Source organism: Flagellimonas lutimaris, assembly GCF_051494225.1.
Taxonomy (GTDB): domain Bacteria; phylum Bacteroidota; class Bacteroidia; order Flavobacteriales; family Flavobacteriaceae; genus Flagellimonas; species Flagellimonas lutimaris_A.
The window spans coordinates 260,759-278,047 of record NZ_JBNPYE010000002.1 but is presented as its reverse complement, the minus strand read 5'-3'; the positions used below and the strand labels follow the sequence as shown (position 1 = coordinate 278,047).

Sequence of the window (17,289 nt, the reverse complement as noted above, 5' to 3'; positions counted from 1 at the left end):
TGTTTGCTTCTTACAGGTTTCTTTGTTTTATGGTATTTTTATCGGAATCAATCCAAGAAAACATGAAAAACATAAGTCTGTTGGCTGCGTTGGTTTTATTTGCAGCCTGCCAAGAAGAAACTAAAAAAAGAGATCCCATAACTGTGAACTACCCCACTACCAAAAAAGTTGACACCATTGATAATTATTTTGGAACCGAAGTTCCCGACCCCTTCCGTTGGTTGGAAGATGACCGTAGCGAAGAGACCGAAGCTTGGGTAAAAAAGCAAAACGCAGTCACTTTTGGCTATTTGGATAAAATTCCCTTCCGTGAAGATTTAAAAAACCGATTGGAAAAACTCTGGAACTATGAAAAAGTAGGTTCTCCATTCAAAGAAGGTGACTACACTTATTATTACAAAAACAATGGGTTACAGAATCAATATGTGGTTTACCGTAAAAAGGATGATGGCGAAGAAGAGGTCTTTTTGGATCCCAACACTTTTTCCGAAGACGGTACTACATCTTTAATGGGACTTAGCTTTACCAAGGATGGTTCCAAAGCCGCTTATCTTATTTCTGAAGGCGGAAGCGATTGGCGAAAAGCCATTACCATTGATGCAGAATCCAAGGAAATTGTGGAGGACACTTTGGTCGATATCAAGTTTAGCGGTATCTCTTGGAAGGGAAACGATGGTTTCTTTTACTCCAGCTACGACAAACCAGAGGGAAGCGAACTTTCCGCAAAAACGGACCAGCACAAACTGTACTATCATAAATTGGGCACGCCCCAATCCGAGGACAAAATCATCTTTGGGGGTACGCCAGAAGAAAAACACCGTTATGTAGGCGGTTCCGTTTCCGAAGATCAAAAATATCTGTTCATTTCAGCATCCGTTTCCACATCAGGAAACAAATTGTTTATGATGGACCTTTCTGAAACCAATCCAGAGCTAATCACTATTTTGGATGATACGGATTCTGACACCTACGTTATCGATAATGAAGGTTCAAAACTCTTTTTGGTGACCGACCGAGAAGCTCCCAATAAAAAAGTAGTGGTTGTGGATGCTTCCAACCCTACACCAGATAATTGGCAAGACCTGATTCCAGAAACTGAAAATGTATTGACAGCAGGAATCGGCGGAGGCTATTTCTTTACCGAATATATGGTGGATGCCATTTCCAAAGTACTTCAGTATGATTATGACGGAAAGTTGATCCGCGAAGTAGAACTTCCCGGCGTAGGAAGCGCAGGAGGTTTTGGCGGTAAAAAAGATGATAAGGAATTTTACTTTTCCTTCACCAATTACAACACGCCCGGTTCGTTGTACAAATACAATGTGGAGACTGGCGAGTACGAGCAATATTGGAAACCACAAATTGATTTCAATCCTGGTGATTATGAGTCAAAACAGGTGTTCTACAATTCAAAAGATGGCACCAAAGTGCCCATGATCATCACGTATAAAAAAGGAACAGAGCTCAATGGCAAAAACCCGACCATTCTGTATGGTTATGGCGGGTTCAACATTAGTTTAACGCCCTCTTTCAGCATAGTTAATGCCGTTTGGATGGAGCAAGGTGGTGTATATGCCGTTCCCAACCTGAGAGGTGGTGGAGAATATGGTAAAAAATGGCACATTGCGGGTACCAAGCTTCAAAAGCAGAATGTATTTGATGACTTTATCGCAGCGGCAGAATACCTGATTGACAATAAGTACACCTCCAAAGAATATCTTGCCATCCGCGGTGGTTCCAACGGTGGCCTCTTGGTAGGTGCTACCATGACGCAGAGACCAGATTTAATGCAAGTGGCATTGCCTGCGGTAGGCGTAATGGACATGTTGCGTTACCATACCTTTACGGCCGGAGCTGGATGGGCCTACGATTACGGAACTTCCGAAGACAGTGAGGAAATGTTCAAATACATTAAAGGATACTCGCCCGTACACAACGTAAAAGAAGGAACGGCATATCCTGCTACTTTGGTAACCACAGGAGACCACGATGACCGTGTGGTTCCTGCACACAGCTTTAAGTTTGCGGCCGAATTGCAAGAAAAACAAGCTGGCGAACAACCTACCCTAATTCGAATTGAGACCAATGCAGGTCACGGAGCAGGGACCCCGGTTAGTAAAACCATTGAGCAATATGCTGACATTTTTGGGTTTACCTTTTTTAATATGGGCTATGATGAACTGCCCAACCAAGCTGTGCTCAAAGAATTTAAAGATTAAAATGTTTAGGGCTGTTTAAATTAAACAGCCCTTGTTTTTTATATGCTAAAGGTTCAAATAGATTCTTTCGGTTATCAAGACCAATCCATTTTAAAAGATGTTTCTTTTGAAGTGGCCCCTGGGGAACATGTGGCCCTGATGGGAGAAAGCGGCTCGGGAAAAAGTACCTTGCTAAAAATCATCTACGGTCTGCTCCATGTAGAAGAAGGTTCCATTTTTTGGGGAGATCTTGAAGCCCTTGGACCCAACTTTAATTTGGTTCCTGGTGAGCCCTACATGAAATATTTGGCCCAAGATTTTGATTTGATGCCTTTCATATCCGTGGAAGAAAACATTGGTCAGTTCCTATCTGTTTTTGAACGGGAAACGCATCAAGAACGAATCGATGAACTGCTGGAATTGATAGAGATGAAACCCTATGCGAAGACCAAGGTTAAAAACCTCAGCGGTGGTCAGCAGCAACGTGTGGCTCTCGCTCGGGTTTTGGCCCAAGAACCGGAAATCCTATTATTGGACGAGCCTTTTGGTCATATCGATAATTTTAAGCGCAATTCTCTCCGAAGAAATCTCTTTTTGTACCTCAAAAAACAGAGTATTACGGTACTTACCGCAAGCCACGACCCAAGTGATGTACTTCCGTTTGCGGAACGCACCTTGATTTTGGAAGAAGGAAAAATAATCGCCAATCAAAATACACGAGATCTATACAACAACCCTCCCAACTACTACACGGCATCCTTGTTTGGACAGGTAAACCAAGTTCCCATGAAACTTTTAAAATCCTATTCCCAAATTGATAAGTCGGTATTGGTATACCCACATGAGTTTAAATTTTCCGATTCCTCTGGTCTAAAAGTTGAGGTAATTCACTCTTTTTTCAAAGGCAACCATCACTTAAATGAAGGAGTTGCAGAAGACGGAACCATCATCTTTTTTAATTCTGATAAAAAACAGGAAAAAGGGGTTACTATTTTTCTTAATGTATCTTTAGAAACTATCAACAGAAGGCTTCAAGTTGGACAAAAAACAAATACATAGGGAACTTCAGTTTAAGGCCATGCGAAGCAGCGGTGCCGGAGGACAGCATGTGAACAAGGTCTCCTCCAAAGTAGAACTTACTTTTAACATCCCAGCCTCTGAAGGCCTTTCAGATAGAGAAAAGCATCGGATTCAATTAAAGTTAAAATCCCGACTAACCAATGAAGGTGCTTTAGTTCTTCAATGTGATGAGGCCCGAAGTCAGCACCGAAACAAGGACTTGGTCGTAAAACGTTTTTTTGAGATGCTCAAAAAAGCCGTTACCATTCCCAAAAAGCGAAAACCGACAAAGCCAACGAAATCTTCCAAGGAAAAGCGACTAAAGTCGAAAAAAAAGAATGCAGAACGAAAAGCATCTCGTCAAAAACCGGATTTAGGTTAAACATTAAATGTTCAGAACCATCATTTTAACCCTACAATATTGCAGCTAGAAAAAGATGCGGTTTGAATAGTTCAAAACAAAAGTATGACACCTTAATATTCAAACAAGGGAATTAATTCGAGGTCAACACACAAAAACGAGTCATAATTTTTTGTAACTTGAAAGGTGATAACACACTGAAGAACAAATGTTTGATTCTTATAAACACTTTTTGGAAACTCCTGGGTACCATAAAATAATCGGTGAAGATTATCTCATCGTAGAATTTAAGTGTCCTATAAAAGAAGAGCTTTTCGATGCTTGGTCCGAGTGTCATAGCATTGTGTATGTTCTGAACGGTCAGAAAAAATGGATCATGCCCTCCGACGAATATCTGGTCAAAGAAAATCAGTCCATTTTTGTGCGCAAAGGAGCTTTTAAGAATCAACAATATTTTGAGGAGAGTTTTTGCGTATTGATGTTTTTTATGAAGGACGACTTCATAAAAAGATGCATGGAAAACGACATTGGGGAAGAATCCACTGGAATGCAAAAATTGGAACACCCCAATTTTGTATATCGAATCGATGTCTCCGATAGTCTAAAAGTTCTTTACCAATCCTTTTTTTCTTACCTAAAACAACCCGAAAAAACTCCCCAGAAAATCATTGAGCTTAAATTCCGGGAAATGCTGATGAACATTTGCATGAACCCCAAAAACAGAGATATCAAAAATCTGTTGTACACCTTAGGCCAAAATTCCGGTTTTACGGTAGAACAAATCATGGAAGAGCAATACATCTACAACCTAAAGGTTGATGAATATGCCCGACTATGTGGACAGAGTGTTTCAACTTTCAAAAGATATTTTAAAAAGGAATATGGCACTACCCCGGCAAAATGGTTAATGGCCAAACGACTCAATTTAGCACGAAAACTTATGCTCAACACAGATTTTACCATTCAGCAAATCTGTTACGATTGTGGGTTTGAAAGCGATTCCCATTTTATCAGAAGCTTTAAATCCGCCTACGGAACAACACCCAACAATTGGCGAACCACTAAATCACAAGCTGTAGGGCAGTAACCAAGAACAGTAAAATCCACCAACACTGTTTTCACTGCTGATGGATACGTTCACTGCCTTAATTTATTGGACCGGCTAAGCTGTTTTTAGGTTTTTCCAAGCCGAATGGCCTCCTTCTAGATTATACACCCCTTGCATACCACTTTCTTGGGCATGTATGGCTGCCATATAGGACATAACTCCTCCGGTGCAGCAAAAAAGGAAAGGACCTTTGCCGTTCAAAACGGAATCAGGATTTTCGTTCCTTTTGTCAATCTGGCTTTTAACCTCATCCAAAGGAATATTGACGGCTTTTGGAATGCTTCCTTGACTCTCAATGCCCTGTGGAGATCTAACATCGATTATGGTAAAGTTGCCTTCCTCAAGGATTCCATCCAGTTGATCTACCTTGATCTGTTCTATAACTTCTTTGGAGTAATGGACTTTTGATACTGTATTGCTCATGATCAAATCATTTTTTGATTAATAAATTAGATTAAATAGAAATGGTTTCCGCTCCCTCAAGAATCAACTTGTGCAATGCTGGGGACCCTACCAATTCAATTCCATCAATAAGGTCTTCCGGAGTATAGCCTCTTACTACCGAACAAGGTGGACACACCATAATCCTACTTTTGTTCTCCAGAACCGTTTCGATCATAGCTTTCATGGTGGGATCTTTTGGGTTGAGGTGCGCATACTCAAATGCCCCTTTTCTTACCCAATCCACACCCGAACTTACAAGGAAGATGCTAACATCAAGTCCGGTTTTAATGCCTCCATTGGCAATGCTCCATGCTACGGATGCTCTTTCGTCATCCAATCCTTTGGTGATCAACACCACTACTTTCTTTTTTGTACTCATGACTTTTTAATTTGTTGATTAATAATGATGCAAAGAAATAGTGGAAAGTACGCACGGAGCAGTCTGTAAGGGTCAACAAATTGACCAAAACGTCCAAATCAAAAAAAACGCATGAACACCATTGGTATATTGATGATAATTGGAGGGATTTATCAAAAACCTTTCAAAAAGCAGGGAAAGGTTTGCTATTAACACCCCCGAGTTTAATTACCTCATCACAAATGCTTAATTTTCAGTCAAATTATAACTAATTCAAAAAATGATTTCTAAAACAGCAAACCTCAAAACATTGCTGCTCTCCGTAGTGATGTCCTTGTCTTGCGCTGCGTTTTCCGTAGCACAAAATGTTCCCTCCCCCGAAGACGTTTATGGATTTAGGGTAGGCGACGATTACAAATTAGCCGATTACTCCCAAATTGAAAATTACCTGTCCAAATTGGATGCGGCTTCCAATAGGGTTAAAAAAATTGAGATTGGAGAGACCGTTCTAGGTCGAAAAATGTATCTAATGTTCATCTCCACAGAAGAGAACTTAGCGCAACTCGATAAATGGAAAGGCATCAGTACCAAACTTGCCCGCGTACAGGTAGATGACGAAGAAGCCGTTAAACTTTCACAAGAAGGCAAGGCCATTGTTTGGGTGGATGGTGGTATGCACTCCACAGAGTTGGCCCACGGACAGATGACCTCTGAACTAGCTTACACCCTTGCCACATCGGAAACGGCAGAAATGCAAAAAATCAGGGAAAATGTAATTACACTTTTAATGCCCGTTATGAATCCGGATGGGTTGGACATAGTAGTGGACTGGTACCGTAAAAACTTGGGTACACCTTACGAGACGTCTCGCCCCCCGATTTTGTACCATTATTATATGGGCCACGACAACAATAGGGACTGGTTTATGAACAATATGCCGGAAACCTATAATGTTACCAACATATTGTACAACGAATGGTATCCGCAGATTGTTTACAATCATCATCAATCCTCACCATCTTGGACGAAGATTTCACTTCCTCCATATGCAGATCCGGTAAACCCAAGAATCCATCCAGCAATTACGGCAGGTGTAAGTGAAGTAGGTTCTGCCATGACGAAGCGTTTTTCTCTGGAAAATATGCCCGGTGCCATCGCGGACAACTTTTATACTATGTTCTGGAACGGTGGTGGCCGTACCGTGCCTTACTATCATAATATGATCGGTATTTTAACAGAGACAGGTCATACCACACCAACCCCAAGATTCTATGACCCAGAAAAACTCCCAAAAACAGTGGCGGGAGGTACGCCAACAGATGGTACGGACATTATGTACCCAGACCCGTGGAAAGGTGGCGAATCCCATTTTAGGGATGCAGTTGATTATATGTTGACAGCCACTTGGGCAACCTTGGACCTAGCAGCTGACCGCAAGAGCAACTACCTTCACAACATTTACAAAATGGGTAAATCTGCTGTTGAAAAAGGAAAGACCGAAGACTTGTTCGCCTACATCATCAGCAAAGAACAATGGGATTCATTTGAAGCAGTAAACTTGGTGAACGTTTTACTTCAAGGTGGTATTGAAGTTGAAAAAGCAACCAAAGATTTCTCTGTAAACGGAAAAGAATACGAAGAAGGTTCGTATGTGATTTATACTTCACAAGCTTTTAGACCTTACTTGTTGGACCTTATGGAAAAACAAAATTATCCAACCCGTTTTCAATATCCGGGTGGACCTCCGGACACACCATACGATTTAGCCGGATGGACATTGCCAATGCAGATGGGAATAGATGTGGATAAAATAGCAGAATCATTCAAAGCCCCAACAGAAAAAGTTTCAGGCCCTGTAAAATACTACGAAGGTGATGTAAATAGAAATGGTTCTTTTGGTTACGCCTTGAACGTAAACACAAACGCCTCTGTGGTTGCCACAAACAAAATTTTGAAAGCCGGAGGAACTGCGCACAAAAGTATGGCTGAATTCAAAGCTGGAAAAATAACCTTCCCTGCAGGGTCTTATATTGTTTCTGGTGATAAAGAAATGATGGAGTCCTTGGCCGATGAATATGGTCTTGATTTCACAGGACTTGCAGCCAAGCCGGAAGTACAGTTGAGGAAAATCCATTTGCCCAAAGTGGGATTGTACAAATCTTGGGTGGCCAATATGGATGAAGGGTGGACCCGTTTTGTAATGGACGAATATGAGTTTGACATGGATACCCTTCATGATGCCGACATCAAAACAAAGGATTTATCCCAATATGATGCCATCATTATTCCATCACAACGACCAAGTTCCATATTACATGGACACAGCAATTTGAACATGCCAGAAAAATTCACAGGAGGTATTGGCTTAAAAGGTTCTCTTGCATTGAGCGATTATGTGGACGAAGGTGGTACTTTAATTGCCTTTGATGAAGCAAGCGACTACGTAATAGAACAATTTGGGCTGCCATTGCGCGATGCTGTTGAAGGAGCGGATAGCAAGGACTTCTTTATCCCGGGGTCCTTGATCAAGGCAGGCATTGATACGTCACACCCATTGGCATTTGGTATGAAAGATACTGTAGCGGTATCTTTTAACAGGAGTAGAGCCTTCACAATTGACAAACAAAGAAAAACAGGTGAAGGTGGAAAAGAGGACATTAAGGATGCTCCTGTTCCAGAAGTTGAAGTGATTGCCAACTATGCCGCCAAAAACTTGTTGATGAGTGGTTGGGCCATGGGAGAAGACAAATATATTGCCAAAAAACCAGCAATGGTAAAAGCAAAATACGGAAAAGGTTCTGCCATCTTGTTTGCGTTCCGTCCACAGTTTAGAGCGCAACCTCGTGGTACCTATAAATTGATCTTTAATGCGATTTACGAAGGCGCTTCGGAATAGCAGAAAACATATTATTAGTGTATAAAAGGAAAGCCGTATCAAGTTGATGCGGCTTTTTTATAGGGGACATTGGTTCATTTCAAAAAGTTATTAATCATTCCATTATGGATATCGCATGTCAAAAACAGAGATGTCCGATGGTTTTCACCAATATTTGGAGAATCCCCCTGAATCTTTTGAAGTTATTAACCGATTTTTTTTATTGTCAACAATTAAATTGTTGAGTATCTGTGGATAACCCATAAGTACGTTTTCATGATTTAACCGTCACAAAACCATAATTTTACCTAAAATAAAAGGACTGCCGCCACAGTCCTTAAAAGCTCCGTAGCTCAATGGATAGAGCAGTGTGCAAACGTAGACACAGGTTGTAAGTTCGAATCTTACCGGAGCCGCGACAAAAGGGAGGAAAGTTTTCCTCCCTTTTTCTATTTATAAAGATAGAGAAAAGAATTTTTAATCTATGACCTCATTTTATCACAAATATGAACAAATTTGACTTCGAGTTTTATCAACAGCTATTCTGAAAATTACCTAAACAAAATTGCCACCGCTCCGATTGCAGTCACAATCAAAATAAAGCGTTTGTAATTTTTTTCGTTGATTTTCTTCACCAAGAAAACACCGAAAACCAAACCAACAAAAATGGCTGGCAATAATCGTAGGTTGATCAGAAGGCTTTCCACAGAAATTGTCTTCCAGACAAAAACATGAAAGGGAAGCTTAAACAGATTGGTGATAAAAAATAGCCAAGCCGCCGTACCTACAAATTCATTCTTGGGCAACCGCATTGCCAAAAAGAAAATATTGGTGAAAGCTCCGGCGAGATTTCCGATCATGGTGCATATACCTGCAAAAATTCCCATAGAACCGGAAAACAACCAATGGGTGGGCACTTTTTTGGATTTTCTTCGGTCCCACCAAATCAGCATTCCCAAACTAATAAATATAACTACCACCATTCCCCATTTAAACTCACGTTCTGGAAGATCTTTTCCGATTAAAACTCCCACAAGAATCCCGAGAATCATCCAAGGAAGAAACTTAATAATGTACTTCCATTGGGTATGCCGGTTGTAATAGAGTACCGCAAAAATATCACCCACAATAAGCAAGGGAATAAAAAGACCGGTAGAAGCCCTAGAGCCAAAAGCCAATGCCATTAGCGTCACATTAAAAATGGACATTCCTTTCAGACCTGCTTTGGAAACCCCCATTAAAAAGGCGGCAGTAGCTGCCATGGTCCATGCGGCAACAGAAATATCTGAGAAAGTGGAAAGAAACATGAAGACTTTTTACTAATTCACAAAAGTAACCCAAAAAACCTATCTTTAACTCCAGCCAAACTAAACAAATGAAACTAGAACTTTTAGATTACATCATCATTTTTGGGTTTTTTGCCATAGTCCTTTTTATCGGAATCTATGTCTCCAAAAAATCAGGGAAAAACACAGCAGAATACTTTTTATCCGGTCGTAGCATGCCTTGGTGGCTTTTAGGGTTTTCCATGGTAGCCACTACATTCTCTACGGATACTCCCAATTTGGTAACCGATTTTGTTCGTACCGACGGGGTATCGGGAAACTGGGGATGGTGGGCCTTTTTGCTCACAGGTCTACTTACGGTTTTTGTGTATGCCAAACTTTGGAGAAAATCGAACGTCTCCACCGATATGGAGTTTTATGACCTGCGATATGGTGGAAAACCTGCCCATTTTTTAAGAGGGTTTCGTTCGTTATACTTAGGTGTGGTCTTTAATGTAATGGCCATGTCGGCAGTTACTTTGGCGGCCATCAAAATTGGACAGGTAATGCTAGGTCTGGAACCCGTCGAAACCGTGCTGCTGGGAGGTACCATCACAGTGATATTTAGTGCAGTCGGTGGTTTTCGGGGGGTAGTCTATACAGATTTTCTTTTGTTTTTCGTTGCCATGGGCGGTGCCATTGGAGCTGCAGTCTATTTAGTGAATATACCCGAAGTAGGTGGTCTGGATAGTATTTTTGCCAATGCCCAAGTACAGGAAAAAATGTCCATTCTTCCTGATTTCTCCGATACTGATGCTTTAATTGGTCTGTTGATCATTCCTTTGGCAGTGCAATGGTGGAGTGCTTGGTATCCTGGTGGGGAACCGGGTGGTGGTGGCTATATTGCTCAACGAATGCTGGCTGCAAAAAATGAAAATCACGCTATTGGTGCAACGTTTTTCTTCAACATATTGCACTACGCGCTAAGGCCTTGGCCATGGATTTTGGTAGCATTGGCCTCCATCGTGGTCTTTCCGGATTTGGAGAGTATTCGTCAGGCCTTTCCCAACGTGCCCGAAAACATCCTTAAAAATGATTTGGCCTATTCCGCCATGTTGACCAAATTGCCAACAGGTTTGTTGGGTCTTGTGATGGCTTCCTTGGGAGCGGCCTATATGTCAACCATTTCAACCCACCTCAACTGGGGTTCCTCTTATATTGTAAATGATTTTTATAAACAACAGGTCAACAAAAATGCTTCTGAGAAAGAGTTGGTTAATGTGGGAAGGATTTCCACCGTAGTGCTGATGATTTTAAGCAGCTTGTTCGCTCTAGAGCTCAATAATGCTACCCAGTTGTTCGATATAATCATCATGTTTGGAGCGGGAACAGGACTCATCTTTTTGTTGCGTTGGTTCTGGTGGCGTATCAATGCATGGAGCGAAATTGTTGCCATGTTCTCATCCGGTATTATCTCCATTTTGTTTTGGCAGTATGAAGATGTCCTCTTTTTGGCAGAAGGAGCACCTTTTCCCACTTGGAGCAAATTTCCATTGGTCGTACTTATAACCACCATACTTTGGTTGGCAACCACATTTTTGACCAAACCAGAAGAAAATAAAGTGTTGTACCGATTCTACAAAATCACAAAACCAGGAGGTCCAGGGTGGAACAAGATTCATGCGGAAGCGAAGGCCGAAGGGGTTTCTTTGGAAGATGAAAATGCCAAATGGAGCGTTCCCTCGGGGGTTTTGGCCATGATTGTAGGCTGTATTTTGGTGTATGGCTGCCTTTTCGCTACTGGAAACTGGATTTATGGTAATTATCCTTTGGCCCTAGGACTTACCGTTTTGGTGGTAGTAGCCGCCTTCGTCCTTTTAAAAGTATGGCGTGGTATGCGGAATGTGTTCTAGCGGGTCCTTACCCTCTCAACTCCAATAAGCGGGAAACATATTTCCCAATCACATCAAACTCCAAATTCACCTTTGTACCTGCTTTGTAGGTATGGAAACGGGTATGTTCGTGAGTGTAGGGAATAATCGCTACGCTAAAACTGGTCTTTTGAGAATCTACCACGGTTAAACTCACCCCATCTACGGTGATGGACCCTTTTTCAATGGTCACATTATTTAGTTTGGGGTCATATTCAAAACTATAGATCCAGCTGCCGTCTTTCTCCTCAACGGATTTACAAACCGCGGTCTGGTCCACATGCCCTTGGACAATGTGTCCGTCCAAACGGGCACCGAGTACCATGGCGCGCTCCAAGTTTACCTCACCCCCCAACTCTAAATTATCCAAATTGGTTTTGTTTAGGGTCTCTTCAATAGCTGTCACGGTATAACTATCACCATTTAAAGAAACCACAGTAAGGCATACCCCATTGTGGGCCACACTCTGATCTATTTTCAATTCCGAAGTAATATCCGAAGCGATGGTAATGTGCAGATTTCCACCATCTTTTTCCAGCTTTTCGACTTTACCTAAAGTCTCTATGATCCCTGTGAACATGTGTCTTATTAATTGACTAGTTTTGTAATGCAAAAGTAGCCATAACGGCATTGATTTTATGAAGGAAAAGCAAAAAATAAAGTTAGGGATTTCCATAGGGGACATTAACGGCATTGGGTGCGAGGTAGCACTCAAAACATTTGAAGACCCACGAATGTTGGAGTTTTGTACCCCAATTATATTTGCATCCAATAAAACCATCTCCCAACAAATCAAAGATTTGGGAATCGACATTAAGTTTAATGGTGTTAGGGATGCCGAACAAGCTTTGGAAGGCAAGGTAAATATTGTCAATGTTTGGAGAGAAGTTCCTAAAATAGAATACGGCCAAGCCACCAAAGAGGGAGGTGATTTTGCTATTCGCTCCTTAAAAGCTGCTGTTGCTGCACTAAAAGAAGATAAGATAGATGTGCTGGTCACGGCGCCCATCAACAAAAACAACATACAGTCGGAAGATTTTAAATTTCCAGGACATACAGACTTTCTTGCCCAAGAACTTGAGGGCGAAAGCCTTATGTTTATGGTCACGAATTCGTTGCGTGTTGGTTTGCTCACCGACCATATTGCAGTAAAGGATGTGGCCAAAGCCATTACTCCCGCCTTAATTCGGAACAAGGTGGCCATAATGGAGAAGTCCCTAAAAATGGATTTTGGTATTCGCAGACCCAAAATTGCTATGCTTGGCATTAATCCACACAGTGGTGACAATGGAACTATTGGTGAAGAGGACGATAAAATTATGAAACCGACCATTAGTGAATTGTTTACAAAAGGCACCTTGGTGTACGGACCGTATTCTGCAGATAGTTTCTTCGGCTCCAACAGCCATGAGAACTTTGATGCCATTTTAGCGGCCTATCACGATCAGGGATTGATACCTTTTAAGACCCTTTCCTTTGGAAAAGGGGTGAACTATACGGCAGGATTAAACAAGGTACGGACATCCCCAGACCATGGAACCGCCTATGAAATTGCTGGAAAAGGCAAGGCGGACGAAAGTTCTTTTAAAGAAGCCGTATTTACTGCAATGCAAATATTCAGAAACAGAACCGAGTATTTGGAACTGACCAAAAATCCCCTTCAGAAGCAGAAAATTAAGCGAGGGGGCTAAAAAGTTAACCGCTTTTTGGATATTTGTTGTGGCAAGAATTGCAGTTTTGTAAATTAGTAGTATCTTTGCACCCGCCTTTAAAGGCTGGTACACAAACCTTAAGTGTAGAAATGATGAAGCTGAAAGAGTTTTTTATCCCTTTTTCAGGTCTGAAGTTGGGAAAACATAAATTTGTGTACGAGATTGATGATGCGTTCTTTGAATCTTTTGACTACCAAGAATTTAACGGAGCTTCCGTTCGAATTGACGCTGTTTTGGAAAAAATGAGCACAATGATGGAACTTCAGATTGAAGCGAAAGGTACAGTAAATGTGGATTGTGATTTGACAGGTGAGCCTTTTGACCAGCCTATCGATTCCAATTTAAAACTAGTCGTCAAGTTTGGCGAAGAGTATAATGATGAAGATGATGAAATCTTGATCATTCCACATGGAGAGCACCAATTCAATATTGCACAATACATTTATGAAATGTTAGTGCTGGCCGTTCCACAAAAAAGGGTTCACCCTGGAGTTGAGGATGGCACGTTACAATCAGAAATTTTGGACAAACTTGAAGAGTTACAGCCAAAAGAGAATACGAAATCATTAGAAAAAACAGATCCCAGATGGGACGATTTAAAAAAGTTACTAACGGATAAATAGGTTTATAATGGCACATCCTAAAAGAAAAACATCAAAAACCAGAAGGGACAAAAGAAGGACCCACTACAAAGCAGTTGCGCCAACAATCGCCAAGGACTCAACTACAGGTGAAATGCACTTGTTCCACAGAGCACACTGGCACGAAGGTAAATTGTATTACAGAGGTCAGGTTTTGATTGACAAAACAGAAGAGGAAGCTGCGGCATAACCGCAAATCCCTTAAAATAAAGCAACTCCCGTTCAATTTTTAACGGGAGTTTTTTTATGGGCCCATGTTAACACCCAAAATCGGTTAATTTTGACCATAAAGTCATATAAAATGACTAATTTTCACCGCTTTTGGGTCAAATTTGAATGTTTTTGACAATAAAGAGAGGCTAAAAATGAAGAAAACAACAGCAGCAATAACAGCTGTAGGAGGGTACGTGCCAGATTTTGTTCTATCCAATAAAGTATTGGAAACCATGGTGGATACCAACGATGAATGGATTACTACCAGAACAGGAATCAAAGAGCGAAGAATCTTAAAAGAAGAGAACGCGGGAACATCTTTTATGGCAATCAAAGCTGCGGAAGACTTGCTTCAAAAAAGGGGCATTGAAGCTTCCGAAATAGATTTTGTCCTTGTTGCTACTGCCACCCCAGATATGCCAGTCGCATCAACAGCTGCCTATGTAGCTTCGGAAATTGGTGCGGTAAACGCTTTTGCTTATGACTTACAAGCAGCGTGTTCCAGTTTTTTATATGGAATGTCCACTGCGGCCAGTTATATTGAATCAGGTAGATACAAAAAAGTATTGGTCATTGGAGCCGATAAAATGTCGTCCATTATAGACTATACCGACAGAACCACTTGCATTATTTTTGGCGATGGTGCCGGAGCGGTTCTTTTTGAGCCAAATGAAGAAGGGTTAGGATTACAGGATGAGTATTTACGTTCAGATGGAATTGGCCGACAATTTTTAAAAATTGATGCCGGAGGTTCAATTTTGCCAGCATCCGAAGAAACTGTAAAGAACAAACAACATTACGTCTTTCAAGATGGTAAATCCGTTTTTAAGTTTGCAGTCTCTAATATGGCAGATGTATCCGCATTGATTATGGAGCGGAACAACCTAACAAAGGACGAAGTACAATGGTTGGCGCCGCATCAAGCCAACAAACGAATAATCGATGCCACGGCCAATAGAATGGGTGTCGAACCCGAAAAGGTTATGATCAATATAGACCGATACGGAAACACTACCTCTGCGACATTACCCTTGTTGCTTTATGATTACGAAAAGCAATTAAGGAAAGGAGATAATATCATATTTGCCGCCTTTGGAGGAGGTTTTACATGGGGTTCCATATATTTAAAATGGGCCTATAATTCTTAATCACACAACTAACTAAATTATATTCCATGGACATTAAGGAAATTCAAAGTTTAATCAAGTTTGTAGCCAAATCGGGTGCCAGCGAGGTGAAGTTGGAAATGGAGGACATTAAGATCACCATTCGAACGGGAAGCAATGACTCCAACGCGCCAGAAACTACAATTGTTCAGCAAATACCTGTAGCTCAAGCGCCAACAACTGCTGCACCAGCACCGGTACCAGCAGCAACCCAAGAAGCCGCCGCATCACCATCTGACTCCAAAAAGGCTGATGATGATTCGAAATATATAACCATCAAATCCCCCATCATAGGAACATTCTACAGAAAACCATCTCCGGACAAACCACCTTTTGTTGAGGTTGGTACAACCATCAACCAAGGCGATGTTCTTTGTGTGATTGAGGCAATGAAACTTTTCAACGATATTGAATCAGAAGTTTCAGGAAAAATAGTTAAGATATTGGTTGATGATTCCTCGCCTGTTGAGTTTGACCAACCGTTATTCTTAGTAGACCCATCGTAGTGAATTTTAAGTGATAAATTTTAAGCCGCAATTCCTGTTGCTTAAAACCATTTAAAATTTAGAATTCAGAAATTAAGATTGTGTTCTATGTTTAAAAAAATATTGATTGCAAATAGGGGAGAAATAGCCTTGCGGATTATAAGAACCTGCAAGGAAATGGGCATTAAAACCGTGGCCGTTTACTCCAAGGCCGATGAGGAAAGCCTTCATGTTCGGTTTGCTGATGAGGCCGTTTGTATAGGTCCAGCACCCAGTAGTGAATCCTATTTAAAGATTCCTAATATCATAGCCGCAGCGGAAATCACCAACGCCGATGCCATTCACCCAGGATACGGATTCCTTTCCGAGAATGCCAAATTCTCTAAGATTTGTGCAGAGCACGACATCAAATTTATTGGTGCCTCTGGTGATCAAATCGATAAAATGGGAGATAAGGCAACCGCCAAAGAAACCATGAAGAAAGCTGGTGTTCCTACCGTGCCAGGTTCCGAAGGATTGTTGAAAGATGTTGACCATGCCAGAAAAGAGGCAAAAAAAATGGGCTATCCGGTAATGATCAAGGCAACTGCCGGTGGTGGTGGAAAAGGAATGCGTGCTATTTGGTCCGAAGATCAAATGGAGAAAAACTTCAACAGTGCCGTAAACGAAGCTACCGCCGCCTTTGGCAATGGTGGTATGTACATGGAAAAGTTGATTGAAGAACCTCGCCATATCGAAATCCAAATTGTAGGTGACCAGTATGGAAAGGCCTGCCACTTATCCGAAAGGGACTGCTCCGTGCAACGTAGGCACCAGAAGCTTACCGAAGAAACACCTTCTCCATTTATGACGGACAAACTCCGCGAAGACATGGGGAAAGCGGCGGTAAAAGCAGCTGAATATATCAAATACGAAGGAGCGGGTACCATTGAATTTTTGGTGGACAAACACCGAAACTTCTACTTTATGGAGATGAACACCCGTATCCAGGTAGAGCACCCGATTACAGAACAAGTAGTGGACTACGATTTGATTCGTGAGCAAATTTTGGTCGCCGGTGGGGTTCCAATTTCTGGAAAAAACTACTTCCCAAAATTACACTCCATTGAGTGTAGAATTAATGCGGAAGACCCTTATAACGACTTTAGGCCTTCGCCTGGAAAAATTACCACGCTGCATACGCCAGGTGGACACGGGGTTCGTTTGGACACGCATGTGTACAGTGGTTACATGATTCCTCCGAATTATGATTCCATGATCGCCAAGTTGATAACCACCGCCCAAACACGAGAAGAGGCCATCAACAAAATGAGAAGGGCCTTGGACGAATTTGTAATCGAGGGAGTTAAAACAACCATTCCTTTCCATCGTCAATTGATGGACCATCCAGATTATTTGGCCGGTAATTATACCACCAAATTCATGGAGGATTTTGAAATGGATCCAAAGTATAAAGATCATCATTAAATAAAG

At 41.5% G+C, this 17,289-nt stretch carries 16 protein-coding genes and 1 tRNA gene; 13 read left to right on the top strand and 4 right to left on the bottom strand.

Features of this window, described 5'->3' with window-relative positions; translation table 11 throughout:
• The first annotated feature begins 62 nt into the window (after positions 1-62).
• From ACQQ5U_RS06405 to ACQQ5U_RS06390, 4 genes are all read left to right on the top strand, one after another.
• Complete coding sequence (locus ACQQ5U_RS06405) at positions 63-2,219, top strand: prolyl oligopeptidase family serine peptidase (RefSeq protein WP_437396148.1); 2,157 nt, start codon at positions 63-65, stop codon at positions 2,217-2,219.
• Positions 2,220-2,261: 42 nt separating this feature from the next.
• Positions 2,262-3,257 carry a sulfate/molybdate ABC transporter ATP-binding protein gene (locus tag ACQQ5U_RS06400; protein ID WP_437396147.1) on the top strand — a complete coding sequence of 332 codons (996 nt, stop codon included), beginning with the start codon at positions 2,262-2,264 and terminating at the stop codon, positions 3,255-3,257.
• Entirely contained in the window at positions 3,235-3,639 is a 405-nt protein-coding gene (gene arfB / locus ACQQ5U_RS06395; RefSeq protein WP_437396146.1) for an alternative ribosome rescue aminoacyl-tRNA hydrolase ArfB, read from the top strand. Before ACQQ5U_RS06400 ends, arfB begins: the two co-directional genes overlap by 23 nt.
• Before the next feature lie 187 nt (positions 3,640-3,826).
• Entirely contained in the window at positions 3,827-4,705 is an 879-nt protein-coding gene (locus ACQQ5U_RS06390; RefSeq protein WP_437396145.1) for a helix-turn-helix domain-containing protein, read from the top strand.
• A gap of 75 nt (positions 4,706-4,780) precedes the next feature.
• On the opposite strand, the gene ACQQ5U_RS06385 is transcribed toward ACQQ5U_RS06390, so the two are convergent.
• Both ACQQ5U_RS06385 and ACQQ5U_RS06380 read right to left on the bottom strand, forming a co-directional pair.
• Positions 4,781-5,149, bottom strand: coding sequence for a rhodanese-like domain-containing protein (locus ACQQ5U_RS06385; RefSeq protein ID WP_437396144.1), 369 nt, complete (start codon positions 5,147-5,149; stop codon positions 4,781-4,783).
• A 31-nt stretch (positions 5,150-5,180) separates the two neighbouring features.
• The gene (locus ACQQ5U_RS06380) at positions 5,181-5,549 is read right to left on the bottom strand and encodes a DsrE family protein (RefSeq protein WP_414458981.1); all 369 of its coding nucleotides are present in this window, start codon (positions 5,547-5,549) and stop codon (positions 5,181-5,183) included.
• A 259-nt stretch (positions 5,550-5,808) separates the two neighbouring features.
• Here ACQQ5U_RS06380 and ACQQ5U_RS06375 point away from each other — a divergent pair, with 259 nt between their 5' ends.
• Complete coding sequence (locus ACQQ5U_RS06375) at positions 5,809-8,424, top strand: M14 family metallopeptidase (RefSeq protein ID WP_437396143.1); 2,616 nt, start codon at positions 5,809-5,811, stop codon at positions 8,422-8,424.
• 322 nt (positions 8,425-8,746) lie between these two features.
• Positions 8,747-8,819: transfer RNA gene (locus ACQQ5U_RS06370), tRNA-OTHER, on the top strand.
• Positions 8,820-8,954: 135 nt separating this feature from the next.
• Here the strand turns inward: ACQQ5U_RS06370 and ACQQ5U_RS06365 are convergent.
• The gene (locus ACQQ5U_RS06365) at positions 8,955-9,710 is read right to left on the bottom strand and encodes a sulfite exporter TauE/SafE family protein (protein ID WP_437396142.1); all 756 of its coding nucleotides are present in this window, start codon (positions 9,708-9,710) and stop codon (positions 8,955-8,957) included.
• A gap of 68 nt (positions 9,711-9,778) precedes the next feature.
• Here ACQQ5U_RS06365 and ACQQ5U_RS06360 point away from each other — a divergent pair, with 68 nt between their 5' ends.
• Complete coding sequence (locus tag ACQQ5U_RS06360) at positions 9,779-11,581, top strand: sodium:solute symporter family protein (protein ID WP_437396141.1); 1,803 nt, start codon at positions 9,779-9,781, stop codon at positions 11,579-11,581.
• Between the two features lie 7 nt (positions 11,582-11,588).
• On the opposite strand, the gene ACQQ5U_RS06355 is transcribed toward ACQQ5U_RS06360, so the two are convergent.
• Positions 11,589-12,179: a riboflavin synthase gene (locus tag ACQQ5U_RS06355; RefSeq protein ID WP_437396140.1), complete on the bottom strand. Its 591-nt coding sequence runs from the start codon at positions 12,177-12,179 to the stop codon at positions 11,589-11,591.
• 58 nt (positions 12,180-12,237) lie between these two features.
• On the opposite strand from ACQQ5U_RS06355, the gene pdxA reads away from it, so the two are divergent.
• The 6 genes from pdxA (at position 12,238) to accC (ending at position 17,283) form a co-directional block, all read left to right on the top strand.
• Positions 12,238-13,290 (top strand): 4-hydroxythreonine-4-phosphate dehydrogenase PdxA, encoded by a 1,053-nt coding sequence (gene pdxA, locus ACQQ5U_RS06350; RefSeq protein ID WP_437396139.1) that lies wholly within the window; start codon positions 12,238-12,240, stop codon positions 13,288-13,290.
• Positions 13,291-13,400: 110 nt separating this feature from the next.
• A complete protein-coding gene (locus ACQQ5U_RS06345) occupies positions 13,401-13,934 on the top strand; it encodes a YceD family protein (protein ID WP_437396138.1) in 534 nt (177 codons plus the stop codon).
• A 7-nt stretch (positions 13,935-13,941) separates the two neighbouring features.
• Complete coding sequence (rpmF, locus tag ACQQ5U_RS06340) at positions 13,942-14,142, top strand: 50S ribosomal protein L32 (protein WP_119607137.1); 201 nt, start codon at positions 13,942-13,944, stop codon at positions 14,140-14,142.
• A 175-nt stretch (positions 14,143-14,317) separates the two neighbouring features.
• Positions 14,318-15,313 (top strand): beta-ketoacyl-ACP synthase III, encoded by a 996-nt coding sequence (locus ACQQ5U_RS06335; RefSeq protein ID WP_437396137.1) that lies wholly within the window; start codon positions 14,318-14,320, stop codon positions 15,311-15,313.
• 26 nt (positions 15,314-15,339) lie between these two features.
• Positions 15,340-15,837 (top strand): acetyl-CoA carboxylase biotin carboxyl carrier protein, encoded by a 498-nt coding sequence (accB, locus tag ACQQ5U_RS06330; RefSeq protein ID WP_437396136.1) that lies wholly within the window; start codon positions 15,340-15,342, stop codon positions 15,835-15,837.
• Between the two features lie 87 nt (positions 15,838-15,924).
• Positions 15,925-17,283, top strand: coding sequence for an acetyl-CoA carboxylase biotin carboxylase subunit (accC, locus tag ACQQ5U_RS06325; protein WP_437396135.1), 1,359 nt, complete (start codon positions 15,925-15,927; stop codon positions 17,281-17,283).
• Positions 17,284-17,289 lie beyond the last annotated feature (6 nt).